General features: G+C 70.1%; 19 protein-coding genes and 3 pseudogenes. 20 read left to right on the top strand and 2 right to left on the bottom strand.

The genetic code is table 11. The features are described from left to right. From AC2W7J_RS06815 to AC2W7J_RS06840, 6 genes and pseudogenes are all read left to right on the top strand, one after another. Positions 1 to 449 (top strand): DciA family protein (locus AC2W7J_RS06815; RefSeq protein ID WP_485981865.1); only part of this gene is annotated, 449 nt, incomplete at its 5' end. Positions 450 to 463: 14 nt separating this feature from the next. After that, a complete protein-coding gene (locus tag AC2W7J_RS06820) occupies positions 464 to 1,018 on the top strand; it encodes an LURP-one-related/scramblase family protein (RefSeq protein ID WP_485981866.1) in 555 nt (184 codons plus the stop codon). Between the two features lie 147 nt (positions 1,019 to 1,165). After that, on the top strand, positions 1,166 to 1,534 hold the full coding sequence (locus AC2W7J_RS06825; RefSeq protein ID WP_485981867.1) for a 2Fe-2S iron-sulfur cluster-binding protein: 369 nt from the start codon (positions 1,166 to 1,168) through the stop codon (positions 1,532 to 1,534). 2 nt (positions 1,535 to 1,536) lie between these two features. Beyond that, a complete protein-coding gene (locus AC2W7J_RS06830; RefSeq protein WP_421007697.1) occupies positions 1,537 to 2,466 on the top strand; it encodes a catechol 2,3-dioxygenase in 930 nt (309 codons plus the stop codon). A 2-nt stretch (positions 2,467 to 2,468) separates the two neighbouring features. After that, a pseudogene (locus AC2W7J_RS06835) lies at positions 2,469 to 2,666 on the top strand (heme-binding protein); the annotation flags it as partial. Positions 2,667 to 2,815: 149 nt separating this feature from the next. Further along, a pseudogene (locus tag AC2W7J_RS06840) lies at positions 2,816 to 2,899 on the top strand (hypothetical protein); the annotation flags it as partial. Positions 2,900 to 2,909: 10 nt separating this feature from the next. Here the strand turns inward: AC2W7J_RS06840 and AC2W7J_RS06845 are convergent. After that, the gene (locus AC2W7J_RS06845; protein WP_485981868.1) at positions 2,910 to 3,857 is read right to left on the bottom strand and encodes an AraC family transcriptional regulator; all 948 of its coding nucleotides are present in this window, start codon (positions 3,855 to 3,857) and stop codon (positions 2,910 to 2,912) included. Between the two features lie 242 nt (positions 3,858 to 4,099). Between AC2W7J_RS06845 and AC2W7J_RS06850 the strand changes: the two genes are divergently transcribed. The 6 genes from AC2W7J_RS06850 (at position 4,100) to AC2W7J_RS06875 (ending at position 9,093) form a co-directional block, all read left to right on the top strand. After that, positions 4,100 to 4,552 carry a hypothetical protein gene (locus tag AC2W7J_RS06850; protein WP_485981869.1) on the top strand — a complete coding sequence of 151 codons (453 nt, stop codon included), beginning with the start codon at positions 4,100 to 4,102 and terminating at the stop codon, positions 4,550 to 4,552. Between the two features lie 39 nt (positions 4,553 to 4,591). Continuing rightward, positions 4,592 to 5,743 (top strand): ferritin family protein, encoded by a 1,152-nt coding sequence (locus AC2W7J_RS06855; RefSeq protein WP_485981870.1) that lies wholly within the window; start codon positions 4,592 to 4,594, stop codon positions 5,741 to 5,743. Continuing rightward, positions 5,713 to 5,925 carry an MmoB/DmpM family protein gene (locus AC2W7J_RS06860; RefSeq protein ID WP_485981880.1) on the top strand — a complete coding sequence of 71 codons (213 nt, stop codon included), beginning with the start codon at positions 5,713 to 5,715 and terminating at the stop codon, positions 5,923 to 5,925. The genes AC2W7J_RS06855 and AC2W7J_RS06860 overlap by 31 nt, the downstream gene beginning before the upstream one ends. 97 nt (positions 5,926 to 6,022) lie before the next feature. Further along, positions 6,023 to 7,591 carry a YHS domain-containing protein gene (locus AC2W7J_RS06865; protein ID WP_485981871.1) on the top strand — a complete coding sequence of 523 codons (1,569 nt, stop codon included), beginning with the start codon at positions 6,023 to 6,025 and terminating at the stop codon, positions 7,589 to 7,591. A gap of 1 nt (position 7,592) precedes the next feature. Next, positions 7,593 to 7,919 (top strand): phenol hydroxylase subunit P4, encoded by a 327-nt coding sequence (locus AC2W7J_RS06870; RefSeq protein ID WP_485981872.1) that lies wholly within the window; start codon positions 7,593 to 7,595, stop codon positions 7,917 to 7,919. Positions 7,920 to 7,995: 76 nt separating this feature from the next. Continuing rightward, positions 7,996 to 9,093 (top strand): 2Fe-2S iron-sulfur cluster-binding protein, encoded by a 1,098-nt coding sequence (locus AC2W7J_RS06875; RefSeq protein WP_485981873.1) that lies wholly within the window; start codon positions 7,996 to 7,998, stop codon positions 9,091 to 9,093. Positions 9,094 to 9,123: 30 nt separating this feature from the next. On the opposite strand, the gene AC2W7J_RS06880 is transcribed toward AC2W7J_RS06875, so the two are convergent. Beyond that, positions 9,124 to 9,888: an IclR family transcriptional regulator gene (locus AC2W7J_RS06880; RefSeq protein WP_485981874.1), complete on the bottom strand. Its 765-nt coding sequence runs from the start codon at positions 9,886 to 9,888 to the stop codon at positions 9,124 to 9,126. Between the two features lie 62 nt (positions 9,889 to 9,950). Here AC2W7J_RS06880 and AC2W7J_RS06885 point away from each other — a divergent pair, with 62 nt between their 5' ends. The 8 genes and pseudogenes from AC2W7J_RS06885 to AC2W7J_RS06920 all read left to right on the top strand — a co-directional run. After that, positions 9,951 to 10,757, top strand: a complete 807-nt coding sequence (locus AC2W7J_RS06885; RefSeq protein WP_485981875.1) for an IclR family transcriptional regulator — start codon at positions 9,951 to 9,953, stop codon at positions 10,755 to 10,757. Between the two features lie 171 nt (positions 10,758 to 10,928). Further along, positions 10,929 to 11,720 carry a 2-keto-4-pentenoate hydratase gene (locus AC2W7J_RS06890; RefSeq protein ID WP_485981876.1) on the top strand — a complete coding sequence of 264 codons (792 nt, stop codon included), beginning with the start codon at positions 10,929 to 10,931 and terminating at the stop codon, positions 11,718 to 11,720. Positions 11,721 to 11,731: 11 nt separating this feature from the next. Next, a complete protein-coding gene (locus AC2W7J_RS06895) occupies positions 11,732 to 12,712 on the top strand; it encodes an acetaldehyde dehydrogenase (acetylating) (RefSeq protein WP_485981877.1) in 981 nt (326 codons plus the stop codon). Next, positions 12,709 to 13,785: a 4-hydroxy-2-oxovalerate aldolase gene (gene dmpG / locus AC2W7J_RS06900; RefSeq protein ID WP_485981878.1), complete on the top strand. Its 1,077-nt coding sequence runs from the start codon at positions 12,709 to 12,711 to the stop codon at positions 13,783 to 13,785. Before AC2W7J_RS06895 ends, dmpG begins: the two co-directional genes overlap by 4 nt. Further along, positions 13,785 to 14,570: a 2-keto-4-pentenoate hydratase gene (locus AC2W7J_RS06905; RefSeq protein ID WP_485981879.1), complete on the top strand. Its 786-nt coding sequence runs from the start codon at positions 13,785 to 13,787 to the stop codon at positions 14,568 to 14,570. Before dmpG ends, AC2W7J_RS06905 begins: the two co-directional genes overlap by 1 nt. Positions 14,571 to 14,580: 10 nt before the next feature. Beyond that, the gene (locus tag AC2W7J_RS06910) at positions 14,581 to 14,826 is read left to right on the top strand and encodes a tautomerase family protein (protein ID WP_264158414.1); all 246 of its coding nucleotides are present in this window, start codon (positions 14,581 to 14,583) and stop codon (positions 14,824 to 14,826) included. Beyond that, complete coding sequence (locus AC2W7J_RS06915) at positions 14,823 to 16,280, top strand: aldehyde dehydrogenase (protein WP_421007711.1); 1,458 nt, start codon at positions 14,823 to 14,825, stop codon at positions 16,278 to 16,280. Before AC2W7J_RS06910 ends, AC2W7J_RS06915 begins: the two co-directional genes overlap by 4 nt. Positions 16,281 to 16,398: 118 nt before the next feature. Continuing rightward, positions 16,399 to 16,672, top strand: a pseudogene (locus tag AC2W7J_RS06920) (hypothetical protein); the annotation flags it as partial.

The raw sequence follows: 16,672 nt of genomic DNA on the forward strand, positions 1-16,672 counted from the left end.
CGCGGTGCGCGGCGACGAAGGGACTGCGCCCCGGCATGAAGCCGCGGCCCAAGCGGAAGTGGCAGCCCCGGGGCGTGCTCGCCGGCACCGGTCGCGACCCGATGACCGTCGGCGAGCAGGTGGAGCGCCTCGTCGGCGACCGTGGGTGGCAGGTCGACGTCGCCGCCGGCTCGGTCATGGGGCGCTGGCCGGAGATCGTCGGCCGGCAGGTGGCCGAGCACTGCGAGCCGGTGAGCTTCGAGGCGGGGGTGCTGTCGGTGCGGGCCGACTCGACCGCGTGGGCGACGCAGATCCGGCTGCTGTCGAGCTCGCTGCTCGGAAGCATCGCCGAGGCCGTCGGCCCCGACGTCGTGCACGAGCTGCGGGTCCACGGGCCGAGCGCCCCGTCGTGGTCTCGGGGGCCGCGGCGCACGAGTGACGGGCGGGGGCCGCGCGACACCTACGGGTAGCGCACACTGGGCACATGGGGATCCTGCAGACCGACGCGTTGGTGCTCGACCAGGTGCGCTCCTTCATGAGCAACGACTTCGGCATCCACGACCTCGCCGGTGCGCCGATCGGGCGCATCGTCACCGAGGGTGGCATGGGCTCGCGGCTGCTCATGGGCAACCGCCAGCTGGCGATCGTCGACACCGACGGGACCCTGCTCGTGCGGGTCGTCGACCCGCCGGGCATCGGCCTCGACCGCTACGAGGTGCACGACGCGCAGGGCCAGGTCATCGCGCGGGTGGTCAAGGAGTTCACCTTCTTCACGAAGGCACTGCGCATCGAGCTCGCGACCGGACCGCAGCTGCGGCTCGAGGGCTCGATGTGGGACCGGGAGTTCCAGGTGACCGGCCCCGGTGGCCTGGCCGCGACCGCGAGCCGCCACTGGCCGGGCGTCGCGCAGGCCTTCCTCGGCAGAGAGCGCTACGTCCTCGGCTTCGTCCCGCAGGTGCCCGTGCCGGAAAAGCTCGGCACCATCGGTGCCGTCATCGCGCTCGACCTCATCCGGGCCAAGGAGCGCAACAACGGCTGAGCCGAGCGCCACCGGCGCCGGCCACCGACCGGCCAGCACCGGCCGGCCGTTCCGCGAAGGGGAACGTTCGCCGCCTTCGTCCGTGGTCTCGCCCACAGTGGACCCACCGGGTCGTCGACGACCGGCACGACCACGAAGGAGTGCTCGATGACGACGATCATCGTGCAGCCGTCGGGCACGCAGATCCACATCGAGCCCGGCGAGACGCTGCTCTCCGGCCTGCACAAGGCCGGTTATGCCTACACGGTGGGTTGCCGCCGTGGCGGCTGCGGAATCTGCAAGGTGGATGTCGTCGACGGCGACTTCTCCTACAACCGACCCGTGGCCGACTCGGTCGTCTCCGAGGACGAGCGCACCGACGGCACCTGCTTGAGCTGCCGCGCGGTCGCCGACGAGGACCTGGTCATCGAGATGCGAGACGCGTCCCTGCGGCTCGTCAACCCCCTGCTCGGCAAGATCAACGCGGCGCTCTGCGACCGCGAGCGGTCTGCGGGCACCCCACTGGAGGAGCAGTAGACATGGGCATCATGCGGATGGGTTACGCCCACGTGCGTGTCACCGACATGACCGAGGCGAAGAACCACTATGCCTCGACGATGGGTCTCTACGAGACCCTCGAGGACACCTCCCCGGAGGGCAACAAGCGCGTCTTCTACAAGGGCTGGGACGAGTGGGACCACCACTCGGTCGTCCTCGAGGAGGGGGGCGTCGGCGTCGTCAAGTACGGCTGGAAGGTCGAGCACGAGGCCGACATCGACGACGTCGAGGCCAAGGCCAGGGCCTTCGGCCTGACCGTCGAGCGCATGTCGAAGGGGGACAACCCGGAGATCGGCGACGGCATCCGCTTCGTCACGCCGAGCGAGCACGTCTTCGAGGTCTACCACCAGGCGACCGCGATCGGCACCGAGGTGGGCACGCACAACCCCGAGGTCTTCCCCCGCCACCTCGTCGGTATCGGCGCCCCGGCCCTCGACCACTCCCTCATCACGACCGAGGACGTGGGCACGATGGAGCGGATGCTCTCCGACGTCTTCGGCTTCTACGCCACCGAGCGCGTGCAGACCAGCCTCGACGACGACCACGAGTGCGTCGGCACGTGGATGACCTCCAACAACCAGATCCACCAGCTCGCGGTCATCGGCGGCCCCCAGGGCAAGCTGCACCACTTCGCCTTCCGCCTCGAGGACTGGAACAGCGTGGGGCGCGCGGCCGACCTGATGACGATGGACGACGTGCCGATCGACATCGGCCCGACCCGCCACGGCATCACCCGCGGGCAGACCGTGTACTTCTTCGACCCCAGCGGCAACCGCAACGAGGTCTTCTCCGGCGGGTACCTCGCCTTCGCCGACCGCCCGACGAACGTGTGGACCGTCGACCAGCTCGGCAAGGGGATCTTCTACCACGACCGCGAGCTCAACGAACGCTTCACCACCGTGCTCACCTGAGGATGGGCGAGCACATCCGCGGCAGCGCCGTCTTGACCCTCGAGGGGGCCGAGGCGGCGCTCGCCGCTGCTCTGGCGCACGCCCGCGAGCACGACCTGCGGATGAACGTCGCCGTCGTCGACCCCGGCGGGACGCTGCTCGCCTTCGCCCGCATGGACGGCGCCTTCGCCGCCTCTGGCGAGATCGCGATCGACAAGGCGCGGACCGTCGTCCGCTTCGGCGGGGCACCGACCTCCGGCCTCTACGAGGCGCTCGCCGGCGAGGACGCGGTGATCCGCGGTATCGGCAACCGGCCCGGGGTGCCGCATTCGGCGGCGGGGTCCCGGTACGCGTCGACGGCGAGCTCGTCGGTGCGGTCGGCGCCTCCGGCGGCTCGGCAGGAGAGGACGAGCGGGTGGCCGCGGCCGGAGCGGTGGCGATCACCGGGACCTAGCCTCGGGGCGTCAGGCAGCCCGGGCCAGGGTCTGGCTCGGCAGTTCCCCGAAGCGCTCCCGGTAGGCAGCGGCGAATCGCCCGAGGTGGGTGATGCCCCACGAGTGGGCGACCTCGGTCACCGTCCCCCCGCGCCCGTGGACGAGGTCGTCGTGGATGCGGTCGAGCCGCAGGTCGTGCAGATGGGCGAAGGGTGTCGTGCCCAGGTGCTCGCGGAATGCCTGCTGGAGCCGGCGCACGCTGACGCCGGCGATCTCGGCGAGGTCGACCGGGGTCCAGGGACGCGTCGGGTCGGCTTCCATCGCCTCGACGACGCGGTGGACGGGGCGGGGACGCAGCGCGTTGCGAGCGGTGGGTTCGTCCGGGACCGCGGCCAGGAGAAGCCCCGTGACGAGCATGCTCGCCACGGAGTCGGCGACCTGTGGGTCGCGGTAGAGGACGCCGCCGCAGTCGCGGGCGTTGTCGAAGGTCGTGCGCGCCATCCGGAACCACGCAGCCCCCGCCGGGGTGCGCAGGTCGATGTCGGTCGGCAACCGCACGTCCTTGCGGGCGAAGACCCGCTCGCTCTCACGGTGCAGGTGCGCGCTGTCGATGCGCAGGCCGAGGACGACGAGGTCAGGAGCCCAGGCCGGCATGTGTGCGGGGGTGTCGGCCGGGAAGGCCGTGGCCCGACCGGGTGCGGCGTCGTAGTTCATGCTGCCGATGCGGGAGGCGAGGTGACCGCTCAGCGGGATGTTGACCGCCACGGCACCGGGGTGGTCCGAGTCGATCCCCACGGTCGCGCCGAACGTGATGCGGGCCAGCCGGCAGCTGTCGAGGTCGACGACCTCGATGCCCGAGGCAGCAGCCCCGGGCACGGCCTTGGGGTGCATCGCGTGCGGGAAATAGGCATTGGACAGGGCGTCGTGCACCCCCTCCCAGTCCTCGAACCGGGGTGCCGACTGCAGAAGGTGCCTCATCGCACTCCTCTCGCGATCATCCGTGATCGGTTGATGATGACCCGCCAGGGCGACGGGGCCGGTGGCGTTCCGCAGCGGGGAACGACGATGTGCTGACGGGTGCCTGCGCCGAGCGGACAGCGACTGCGCTCATCGGATCGTGGCGGGCGCCACACCCGGCCTACGTTGCCTCCACGACAGACCACGCCGGGGTGGTGGGGCGGACCTCGCTCCTCGTCCCCGGATCACCGAGGAGAGGTGCCATGACGCCCTTCATGACGCGCGTCGCCGAGCTCGTCGGCACGCCCCATCAACACCTGGGCCAGCTGTCCCAGGGGCCGACCACCGTGCCGAAGACCCGGATCAGCGAGCGGGTGGCGACCGGGACCGGCGCCGACCGGCACGTCGCCCTGCGGTCGCTCGCCGAGCAGTACGTCTGCGAGGCGAATGCCGTCCTCGGGTCCGAGCGCGAGCATCTCGGCCTCGTCGACGAGACCCTCCCGAACGAGCTGGCGTTCACCGTGACCTTCGGTGACGCCGGTGCCCGGTGCTCCACGACCTTCGCCGACGGCCGAGCGGTCGGTCGTCTCGTCGGCACCTTCGACGAAGGGGGTGACGAGCGTGAGCTCGACGGTCCCGACGCCCTGCCGGATCTGCTCGTCCGGCTCCTGGAGACCGCCCCGACGCAGGCGATGCGCACCGCGCAGCCGAGCTGACCCCCCTTCGCCAGTCCATCAGACCAAGGAGAACGTCCAGTGCAGTACGAGCTCAAGACCCAGGTCATCGAACCCCAGCGGCAGACCTTCACCCACATCGCGAAGCGCTATGGCGACAAGCCCGCCTCGCGCTACACCGAGGGCAGCATCGACGTGCAGCCCAAGGAGCACTTCCAGTACCGCCCGACGTGGGACCCGACGCGGGAGATCTTCGACGACTCCTACAGCGTCTTCCGGCTGACCGATCCCTACAGCTACCTCGACCCGCGGCAGTACTACTACGCCCCCTACGTCACCGCCCGCTCCGGCCACCACGAGGCCTTTGCGACCTCGCTCGAGTACATCGAGGCACGTGGGTTGCTCGAGCGTCTGCCCGACGGCTGGCGCAGCGTCCTCACCGAGCTCGTGCTGCCGCTGCGGCACCTCGAGAGCGCCGGCCAGCTGATCCTCTGCGGGATGGCCCGCTTCGGCTGGGGCGGGACGGTGACCCAGGCGGCTGCCTACTCGGCCTTCGACCGGGTCGGCAACGCTCAGGTCCTCAGCCGGGTCGGCATCGCCCTCGGCGGCGGCACGGCGGACCTGCTCGCCGAGGCCAAGGAGCACTGGCTGCAGGACGCGCCCCTGCAGGGGCTGCGCCGGATGGCCGAGGAGACCATCGTCGAGACCGACTGGGGTCTGGCGCTCTTGCGTCTCGACGCCGTCGACCGGCTCGTGTACGACCTGCTGTACCAGCACCTCGATGACCAGGCCGTCGTCAGCGGTGCGCCGGCCTACTCGCTCGTCGCGCAGCACATGGCGAGCTGGTTCGCCGATAACCGCAGGTGGATCGACGCGCTGTACACGGCCTGGCGCGAGGACCCCGAGCTCGTGCGACCAATGCTGCCCTCCTCGCGGAGCACGGTGCGGCCGCCGTCGACAGGGCGCTCGAGGTCGTCACCCCCTTCGCCGCCCGCATCGACGAGCTGCTCGGCGGTAGCTCGGCCGTCGACCGGATCACCACGACCGCCGCCGAGGTGCGCACTGCGCACACCGGCGCGGCCGCCTGAGAGGAGAGTGCCATGCAGGAGCAGACCACGGCAGACGATCCGCAGACGAAGGGTGTCCGCGACGTCGGCGTCGTCATCCAGGAGTCGGAGAACAACCGGCCCGTCATCGAGGCCATCGAGGCCGACAACCCCGGGTGCAGCGTGATGCACACCCCCGGACTCGTCCGCATCACCGCCCCGGGCCGCATCGTGGTCACCCAGGAGACCGTCGAGGAGAAGCTCGGCCGGGAGTGGGAGACGCACGAGTTCCAGATGGCGATCGTCAGCTACTTCGGCAACATCCAGGAGTGGGACGACGACGAGATCGTCATCGCCTGGGACCACTGAGACAGACAGACAGACCAACCGACCGCATCAGGTCTCGAGGCTCGGGCGCCCGGCGCCCTCACACCTCGACCACCGTTGACCACAGGAGAGACCCACGATGACACTTGCACCGGAGAAGAAGACGAAGAAGGCCAAGAAGCTGTCGATGAAGGCCCGCTACGAGGCCCTCACCCGCGGCCTCGACTGGGAGCCGTCCTACGTCGAGAAGGACGAGATGTTCCCGCACCTCGACTACGAGGGCATCAAGATCCACGACTGGGCGGCCTGGGAGGACCCCTTCCGCCTGACGATCGACGCCTACTGCAAGTACCAGGCCGAAAAGGACAAGCGCCTCTACGCCGTCCTCGACGGCTTCGCGCAGGGGCAGGGCCACCTCGGCCTGACCGATGCGAGCTACCTCAACGCGATGAAGATCTTCATCCAGGGCGTCACCCCGCTCGAGTACGGCGCCCACCGGCACTTCGCCTACCTGGCGCGGCACTTCGCCGGACCCGGCCCGCGGTTTGCGGCACTGTGCCAGTCGATCGACGAGATCCGTCACATGCAGACCGAGATCCACACCCTGTCCAACTACAACAAGTACTACTCGGGCCTGCACAACTGGCCGGAGCAGTACGACCGGGTCTGGTACCTGTCGGTGCCCAAGAGCTTCATGGAGGACGCACTGTCCTGCGGGCCCTTCGAGTTCCTCATCGCGATCGGCTTCTCCTTCGAGTACCTGCTGACCAACCTGCTCTTCGTGCCCTTCATGTCCGGGTCGTCCTTCAACGGCGACCTGCCGACGATGACCTTCGGCTTCTCGGCGCAGTCCGACGAGTCGCGGCACATGACCCTGGGCCTCGAGGCGATCAAGTTCCTCCTCGAGCAGGACGAGGCCAACGTCCCGATCGTCCAGGGCTGGATCGACAAGTGGTTCTGGCGCTCCTACCGCGTCACCGCACTCGTCGCCCAGATGCTCGACTACATGCTCCCGCGCAAGGTCATGAGCTGGAAGGAGTCCTTCGAGCTGTACTTCGAGGAGCAGATGCTCGGTGGCCTCTTCGAGGACCTCGCCTTCTACGGCATCACGCCTCCGCGCCACGTCGAGGACGCCATCAAGGAGAAGGACATCCTCTCCCACCAGGTGTACTGGACCCTCTACCAGTTCTCCTTCGCGGCCGCCTTCACGACGAGCGTTCCGAGCGACGAGCACATGGACTGGCTCTCGGAGGCCTACCCCGACACCTTCGACACCCACTACCGACCGCTCTGGGAGAAGGAGAAGAAGAACATCGAGGCCGGCGGACGGCATTTCGCGCCGGGCCTGCCCCAGCTGTGCCAGGTCTGCCAGGTGCCGATGCTCTTCACCGAGCCCGGCGACGCGACCACCTTCGCCCAGCGCGAGTCCGAGTTCGAGGGCGAGATCTACCACACCTGCTCCAACGGCTGCCAGTGGATCTTCGAGCGCGAGCCGGAGAAGTACCGCCAGGCCTGGTTGCCCGTGCACCAGATCTACCAGGGCAACTGCGGGGGTCCGACCGTGCCGGAGGTGCTCGAGTGGTACGGCCTGCAGGACGGCGACGCCGGTGAGTACATCGGATCGCGCGACCACCGCAACTGGCAGGCCTGGCACGACGAGGCCGCAGCCGACACCGCCACCCCCGACGACACGAAGGCAGGTGCCTGACATGGCGCTCAAGAGCATGGGTGCGTACGACTTCCCCTCCCGCTCCCGGCAGGAGCTCTACGGCGACGACCAGCTCGTCTCCGTGTGGTTCCAGGACACGATGTGGTTCGCCGCCCCGGCGATGTTCCGGGCACCGAGGGCGATGACCTGGGCCGACTTCCGGGACCAGATGTTCGTGCCCTTCGCCGAGGAGGACCCCGACTACGACCCCGCTGCTCCCCGCACGTGGACGCTGCACGGCGCCCCCTTCGAGCCGCGTGACGACCAGACGCTCGCCGACCTCGGCGTCCGTCACAAGGACGTCATCGGCACCCGCGTGGCCGCCTGAGGTTTCGAGGCTCGTCGCAGAGCTCCTCGCACCTCAACCAGCGTTACCCCCCTTCGTCCCGCTCGAGGAGAGACCCATGACCACCCACACGATCACCGTCGAACCCGTCGGCCGCGAGGTCGAGTGCGACGAGGACCAGACGATCCTCGACGCCTGCCTGCGGGCGGGGGTGTGGCTGCCGCACAGCTGCACCCACGGCACCTGCGCGACCTGCAAGGTCGACAAGCTCGACGGCGAGGTGGACCTGGGCGAGGCGAGCTCCTTCGCCCTCATGGACTTCGAGCGGGACGAGGGCAAGCTGCTCACCTGCTGCGCGAAGCCGCGCCAGGACGTGACGATCGAGGCCGACCTCGACGTCGACGAGGACATGGAGGTGCACCCGGTCGAGGACTACACCGGCACCGTCGTCGTCCTCGAGGACATCGCGCAGGACACCAAGCGGCTCGTCGTCGAGCTCGACCGCGAGATCGGCTTCAACGCGGGCCAGTACATGAAGTTCACCGTGCCCGGCGCCGACGGGGTCGAGCCGTGCGACCGCACCTGGTCGATCGGCTCGCCCCCCGGCGAGAGCTCCCGGCTGGAGTTCCACATCCGCAACGTGCCCGGCGGGCGCGGGACGGACGGCTGGGTCTTCTCCACCCTGGCGAAGGGGGACGAGGTCCGGCTGTCGGGGCCCTACGGTCGCTTCGTGCTCAAGACCGGCGACGACAGGCACGCGATCCTCGTCGGCGGCGGCACGGGTGTCGCGCCGCTGAAGTCGATGGTCCGGCACGCCCTCGAGGCGGGCGAGTACGAGGGCGACCTCACCCTCTACGCCGGCGGGCGCACCCGAGCCCACCTCTACGACGTCGACGTCTTCCGGGCGCTCGCCGACGAGTACGAGGAGTTCACCTACCGACCCTGCCTCTCCGACGAGACGCCCGAGCAGGTCGCGGCCGACGGCGAGGACCCGGATGACTACGCCTTCGGCATGGTCACCGACGTCATCGAGGCCGACCACGCGAAGCTCTCCGGCTGCCGCGGCTACCTCTGCGGCCCCCCGCCGATGGTCGACGCGGCCCTGAAGACCCTGATGAGCCGACGCCTCTTCCCCCGAGACATCTACCGCGAGGACTTCTTCGACGAGTCGGACAAGAACTCCACGGGCCTGAAGAGCCCGCTCATCAAGCGCTGACCGCGCGACGAGGGTGCGATCGCGATGGGACTAGAGGCCGGCGTCCCGCAGCTGCCGCGAGATGGCGAAGGCCGCGGTGCGCACCGCCACGCCCAGGCGCTGCAGGTCCATGCGCTGGGTCGGGCCGGTCACCGAGAGCGCCGCGCGGATCTTCTTGTCCGCGCCGAAGACCGGGGCGGCGACGCACGAGACGCCGACGTGCGACTCCTCGTGGTCGTAGGAGGTGCCCTCGGTGCGGATGTCCTGGAGGTTGCGGGCCAGCGCTCCCGGGGTGACGAGCGTGCGCGGCGTCATCGCGGGCAGGCCGGCCTCGACCCGCTCCGTGAGGACGGCCCGCGGCGAGTAGGCGAGCATCGCCTTGCCCACCCCGGTGGCATGGGCCGGCAGCCGGCCACCGACCTGGGAGGACAGCCGCGGTCCCTTGCCCCGGACGATCTCGATGTAGACGACGTCGACCCCGTCGAGGGTGGCCAGGTGCACCTGGCGCTCGGTCGCCTGGTGCAGGTCGACCATGAGCGGCCGGGCGACCTGGCTGAGCGTGCGCGGCAGCGGGACGCTCGAGCCGATCTCGAAGAGCCGTACGCCGAGGTCGATCCGGCCGTCGGGGGTGCGCTCGAGGAGGCGCTCGTCGACGAGCTGTCCGACGAGGCGGTGCACGCTCCCCTTCGCCAGGCCGGTGCGGGCCGCGAGCTCGCTGATGCCGAGCGGGGTGTCGGCCCCTTCGAGGGCCCCGAGGACGGCCGCGACCCGCCCGACGACGGAGATCGGCGGGTCGTTCGACTCAGCGGAACGCATTCCTTGATCATGCCCGACACCCGGGCCCACAGTGAAGCACCGAACCGAAGGAGTGGACGACGATGACCACCGCGACGCACGATCCCCAGACCGAGGCCGACGCCTGGTGCACGTCGACGCCCAAGCGGGCCATGGGTGGCGGACTGCGCTCGGTCGGGACCGCGCTCGATGTGCTCGAGTGCTTTGCCGTCGACTCCGCCCTGGGCGTCTCCGACGTCGCGCGCCGCCTCGGCGTCGCGAAGTCGACCGCCCACCGCGTGCTCACCACCCTCGCGAGCCGCGGTTTCATCGAGCAGGACAGCCAGGGGCTCTACCGGCTCGGGCTGCACCTCTACGACCTCGGGATGCTCTCCCACGCCCGCAACGGTCTGCGCCATGCAGCCTTGCCCGTCATGCAGGCCGTCGCCGAGCAGACCAGGCACACCGTCAACCTGGGCGTGCCCGACGGAGGCGACGTCGTCTTCATCGAGCGCATCGAGTCCGTCGACGGCGTGCGCATCCTCGGGCACAGCGGGCGGCGGCAGGCAGCCCACTGCGTCAGCTCGGGCCTGGCCATCGCGGCCTTCAACCCCGACGTCGACCGCGCCCGTCGCGAGGCCGGCTTCCCGCCCCGCACCCGCGGCACCGTGCGTCGGGTCGAGGAGTGGGAGGAGGCACTCGGCGTGGTCCGCCAGCGCGGCTATGCGGTGCTGCACTCCGGCTCCATCGCCGGGGCCAGCTCGGTCGCCGTCCCGATCCGCTCCCAGGGGCGTGCCATCGGCTCCTTGTCGGTCTTCGGCCCGACTCCGCTCATCGAGGCGGACGTGCGGCGGGTTGTCCCGCTGCTCACCGCCGCCGCCAACCGCATCGCCCGGCAGTACCAGTCCTGACCACCCGTCCCACGCTCCGCGAGGCCGCATTGCCCGACGGCAATGCAGCCTCAGGGGGCCGTGGCACCACTGGATGGACGAAGGGGGACCCCCCTTCGTCCACCACCACCTGACTTCCCGTGCCGGGAACGACCCCACCGACCCACGAAGGACGGACCTAGCGTGACGACCATGACCGACTCCTCGACCCGGACCCGGGCGGCGCGGATCCTCCTCGAGGCCTATGCCACCGGCACGCCGGTCGCGCCGCTCACCGAGCAGTTCGACGGCCTGACCGTCGAGGACGCCTACGCCATCCAGCTCGAGCAGGTCCGCTCCTGGACCGACGCCGGCCGCCGGATCATCGGCCACAAGGTCGGCCTGACCTCGCTGGCGATGCAGAAGCAGCTCGGCGTCGACCAGCCCGACTTCGGTCACCTCACCGACGACTTCGCCCACCTCGAGCACGAGCCGATCGCCCTCGACACCTACCTGCAGCCGCGGGTGGAGCCGGAGATCGCCTTCGTCCTGCGCAAGCCGCTCACCGGCCCCGGGGTCACCCTCACCCAGGCGATCGACGCCGTCGACTACGTGCTGCCGGCCCTCGAGGTCGTCGACAGCCGGGTCGCGGACTGGAAGATCACGCTCGCCGACACCATCGCCGACAACGCCAGCTCCGGTGGCTTCGTCCTCGGCAGCACGCCGACCCGCCTCACCGACGTCGACCTGCGCCTGACCGGGTGCGTGTTCACCCGCAACAGCCAGGTCGTCGGCACCGGTGCCGGCGGAGCCGTCCTCGGCTCCCCCATCAACAGCCTCGTCTGGCTGGCCAACACCGTCGGTGCGCTCGGCACGACGCTCGAGGCCGGCCACGTCATCCTCCCCGGGTCCGTCACCTCGATGGTCCCCGTGGCACCCGGCGACGTCTTCACCGCGACCTTCGGTGGTCTCGGCAGCGTCACGGCGTGCTTCGCCGCGAAGTGAAAGGTGAACCCATGACCACCCGCACCAAGGGAACCGCCGCCATCGTCGGCCCCGGCAACATCGGGACCGATCTGATGTTCAAGCTCATGCGCCGCTCCGAGGTCCTCGAGCCCCGCTACATGGTGGGCGTCGACCCGAGCAGCGATGGCCTGCGCCGGGCGAAGACGCTCGGCCTCGAGGCCAGCCACGAGGGCGTCGACTGGCTCCTCGCCCAGGACGAGCTGCCCGATGTCGTCTTCGAGTGCACCTCGGCCAAGGCCCACGAGGCGAATGCGCCGAAGTACGCCGCGGCCGGCATCCTCGCCGTGGACCTCACCCCGGCCGCCGTGGGCCCCTACCTCTGCCCCCCGGTCAACCTCGACTTCAACCTCGACGCGACCAACGTCAACATGATCACCTGCGGTGGTCAGGCGACGACGCCCATCGTCGCGGCCGTCTCCTCGGTCGTCGACGTGCCCTACGCCGAGATCGTCGCGTCGATCTCGAGCAAGTCGGCCGGCCCCGGCACCCGCGCCAACATCGACGAGTTCACCGAGACGACGAGCGAGGCGCTCGAGGTCGTCGGTGGCGCCAGGAGCGGCAAGGCGATCATCATCCTCAACCCCGTCGAGCCGCCGCTGATGATGCGCAACACCGTCTTCTGCGCGATCCCCCAAGAGGCCGCCGAGGCCGGGGTGCTCAACGACAAGGTGCAGGAGTCGATCGCCGCGATGGTCGAGCGCGTCCAGGAGTACGTGCCCGGCTACCACCTGCGCGCCGAGCCGCAGTTCGACCACGCCCGCGACCTGTGGCAGGGCATGGCCCGCGTCACCGTCCCGATCGAGGTCAAGGGCCGCGGCGACTACCTGCCGGAGTACGCCGGCAACCTCGACATCATCACCTCCGCCGCCGCCCGCGTCGGCGACATGATGGTGGCCCACCGCCTGGGGGTCGACTCCGGCTGGGTCGCCAGCGACACCGACAGCACGACCGGCCAGGAGGCGACGGCATGAGCACCGAGATGACCCACCCGATCCCAGAATTCTCCGGTGACGTCGACGTGCGGATCACCGACACGACCCTGCGCGACGGTTCGCACGCGATGTCGCACCAGTTCACCGAGGAGCAGGTCCGCACGACGGTCCGCGCCCTCGACGACGCCGGTGTCCAGGTCATCGAGGTGACCCACGGCGACGGGCTCGGCGGCTCCTCCTTCAACTACGGCTTCTCCGCCGTCGACGAGATGTCGCTCATCAAGGCGGCCGTGGCCGAGGCCCGGCAGGCGAAGATCGCCGTGCTCATGCTCCCCGGCCTCGGCACGGTCGAGAAGCTCCACGAGGCGCACCAGATGGGCGCCCAGATCGCCCGCATCGCGACCCACTGCACCGAGGCGGACGTCTCGATCCAGCACTTCGGTGCGGCCCGTGATCTCGGCATGGAGACCGTCGGCTTCCTCATGCTCAGCCACATGATCCCGCCGGAGGAGCTGGCGAAGCAGGCCCGGATCATGGTCGACGCCGGCTGCCAGTGCGTCTACGTCGTCGACAGCGCCGGCGCCCTCATCCTCGAGGACGTCTCCGACCGCGTCTCGGCGATCATCGCCGAGGTCGGCCAGGACGCCCAGGTCGGCTACCACGGCCACCAGAACATGTCCTTCGGCGTCGCCAACTCGGTGCTCGCCCACCGGGCCGGCGCCCGCCAGATCGACGGCTCGCTGTGCGCCCTCGGTGCCGGTGCGGGCAACTCGCCGACCGAGGTTCTCGCCACCTCCTTCGAGCGCCTGGGCATCAAGACCGGCATCGACGTCGGCGGTGTCCTCGGTGCGGCCGAGGACGTCCTCAAGCCCTTCATCCGCCGGATGCCGATCATGGACCGCTCCTCGATCACCCAGGGCTACGCGGGCGTCTACAGCTCCTTCCTGCTCCACGCCGAGCGCGCGGCCGAGCGCTATGGCGTCCCGGCCCACGAGATCCTCATGAAGGTCGGCGAGTACGGCTACGTCGGCGGCCAGGAGGACATGATCATCGACGTCGCGCTCGAGCTGCGCGACCAGCAGCAGCGCGCCGGCGCGACGGTGGGTGCCTGATGGCCGCCTGGGACGTCGAGTCCGTCGCCACCGAGCTGCTCGCCTGCGAGGACGAGCGCCGCGACCGCACGAAGTTCACCGACGAGTGGCCTGAGCTCGACGTGGCCACCGGCTACGAGATCCAGGACCTCACCCTCCAGCGGCGCCTCGACCGGGGCGAGAAGGTCGTCGGCATCAAGCTCGGCCTCACCTCGCGGGCCAAGCAGCAGCGCATGGGGGTGGACACCCCCTTCGTCGCCTGGCTCACCGACGCCATGGTGCTGCCGGCCGGTGACCCGGTCCCCCAGGACCAGCTCATCCACCCGCGGATCGAGCCGGAGCTCGTCTTCGTCATGGGTGAGCGGCTCGAGGGCCCCGGCGTCACCGCTGCCCAGGCGATGGCGGCCGTCGACCACGTCCTCGGCGGGGCCGAGATCATCGACAGCCGCTACCGCGACTTCAAGTTCGCCGCCGGTGACGTCATCGCCGACAACGCGAGCTCCGGCGCCTTCGTCACCGGGCCGGTGGCCCTCCCGCCGAGCGAGCTCGACCTCTCCCTCGAGGCAGTCCTCGTCGAGGTCGACGGGCAGGTCGTCGACTCGGCGACCGGTGCCGCCGTGCAGGGACATCCCGGCGAGGCGCTCGCCCTCGCGGCCAACGACCTCGCCACGCGGGGCCACGCGATCGAGCCCGGCTGGATCGTCCTCACCGGCGGCATGACCGACGCCTACTTCGCGACGCCGGGCAGCTCGATCTCGTGCCACTTCACCAACCTCGGCTCGGTCCGGATCCACGGGGGCGAGTGACGTGCCCGTCGTGCAAGTGACCCTGACCCAGGGGCGCAGCCCCGAGACGATCCGCTCGATGATCTCCGCGGTGACCCAGGCGCTCGCCGACACCGGCGTCGCGCCGAAGGAGAACGTGCGCGTGCTCGTCACCGAGATCCCCACCGAGCACTTCGCCGCAGGCGACGTGACGATCGCCGAGCGCAAGGCAGCCCAGACGGCCGCAACGGGTGACCCCGCGGCGGCTCCCACCACCCCACCGCAGGAGACACCGTGAGCACCCAGTTCTTCGGCCACATCATCGACAACGAAGAGGTCGAGTCCATCTCGGGCGAGCGCTTCGACGTGTGGAACCCGTGGACGCAGGAAGTCTTCGCGCAGGCCGCCGAGGGCGGCGCCGAGGACGCCGAGCGCGCCATCGCCAGCGCCCGCAAGGCCTTCGACGAGGGTCCGTGGCCGCGGATGACCCATCCCGAGCGGGCCGCCGCGATCCACAAGCTCGCCGACCTCATGGAGGAGCGGGCCGACGAGCTGGCGACGCTCGACTCGACGAACATGGCCAAGCCCTTTGCCCAGGCCAAGCACGACGTCGGCCGGTCCGTGGCCAACTTCCGTTTCTTCGCCGATCACCAGCGCGACCACACGGGCGAGGTCTACCCGATGCCGTCGGGGCACCACACCTACAGCGAGTTCGGTCCCGCCGGGGTCGTCGCGGCGATCTCGCCGTGGAACTTCCCGCTGATGATGGCGACGTGGAAGATCGCCCCGGCGATCGCTTGGGGCAACACGTGCATCATCAAGCCGAGCGAGGACACGCCGGCGTCGGTGACCCTGCTCGGGCGCCTCGCCGTCGAGGCGGGCTTCCCGCCGGGCGTGCTCAACGTGCTCAACGGCCACGGCGCCCCCGCGGGCTCGACCCTGACCGCCGACGACCGGGTCGACCGGGTGACCTTCACCGGGTCGTCCGTCACGGGCAAGGCGGTCATGGCCTCGGCCTCGACCCACCTCGCCCCGGTCTCGCTCGAGCTCGGCGGCAAGGGCGCCAACATCGTCTTCGACGACGCCGACATCGACAACGCTGTGTACTGGGCGGTCGAGGCGATCTTCCGCAACTCCGGCCAGATCTGCCTCGCCGGCTCGCGCCTGTACGTCCAGTCGGGCATCTACGACGAGTTCATGGAGCGTTTCGTCGCCGCGGCCGAGGCGCTGACGATCGGTGACCCCTTCGACCCGGAGGTGGCGTTCTCCTCGCTCGCGAGCAAGAAGCACTTCGACAAGGTGTCGGGCTATCTCGAGGACGTCGAGGAGCAGGGCGGCACGGTCCTCACCGGCGGCGTGGACGAGGGGGGCCGCTGGCTGGTCAGGCCGACGATCCTCACCGACCTGCCCCTGGACTCCCGCCAGTACTGCGAGGAGATCTTCGGCCCGGTGTGCGTCGTCAACCGCTTCGAGACCGAGGCCGAGGCGATCCACCTGGCCAATGACACCCGCTACGGGCTCAACGCGATGCTCTTCACCGAGAACCTCTCGCGGGCGCACCGCGTCTCCTCACACCTGCGGGCCGGCACGGTATGGGTCAACTGCTTCTTCATCCGCGACCTGCGCACCCCCTTCGGTGGGGTCGGTGACTCGGGTGTCGGCCGGGAGGGTGGCAACTTCAGCCGCGAGTTCTTCACCGAGCCCAAGGCGGTCGTCATGCAGATCGACCGCACCGTTGAGGGCGCCTCCTGACAGCCCGAAGGGGGGTCCACGTCACCTCGTCGATTGGCGGACCCCCCGGGTTGTTATGGCATCGTGAGATGTCGCTCTTGATCCAGAGGGCGGCCCTATGCCTTCGAGGAGAGCAACCATGAGCGGACCGGAGAACCCGCGAGGCGGCGACGCCTTCGACGACTTCTTCGGCGACCCGACGCCGTCCGGTCGGATGGGTCCGTTGCCCACCGAGCCCGGCGTGTCCCCCTCCGCCGAGGACCAGCCGACGCAGGACGTCGATCTCGCCCGCCGCACCGAGCAGCCCACCCAGGCCGCGCAGCCGCTGCCGGCCATCGAGCCGGAGCCGACGCCGCAGGGCGCCGTGCCCGAGGACTGGTGGGACCCCGAGCCGGTCACCACCCCCTCCGCCC

This window comes from Janibacter sp. CFPM2_SD2 (assembly GCF_057364645.1).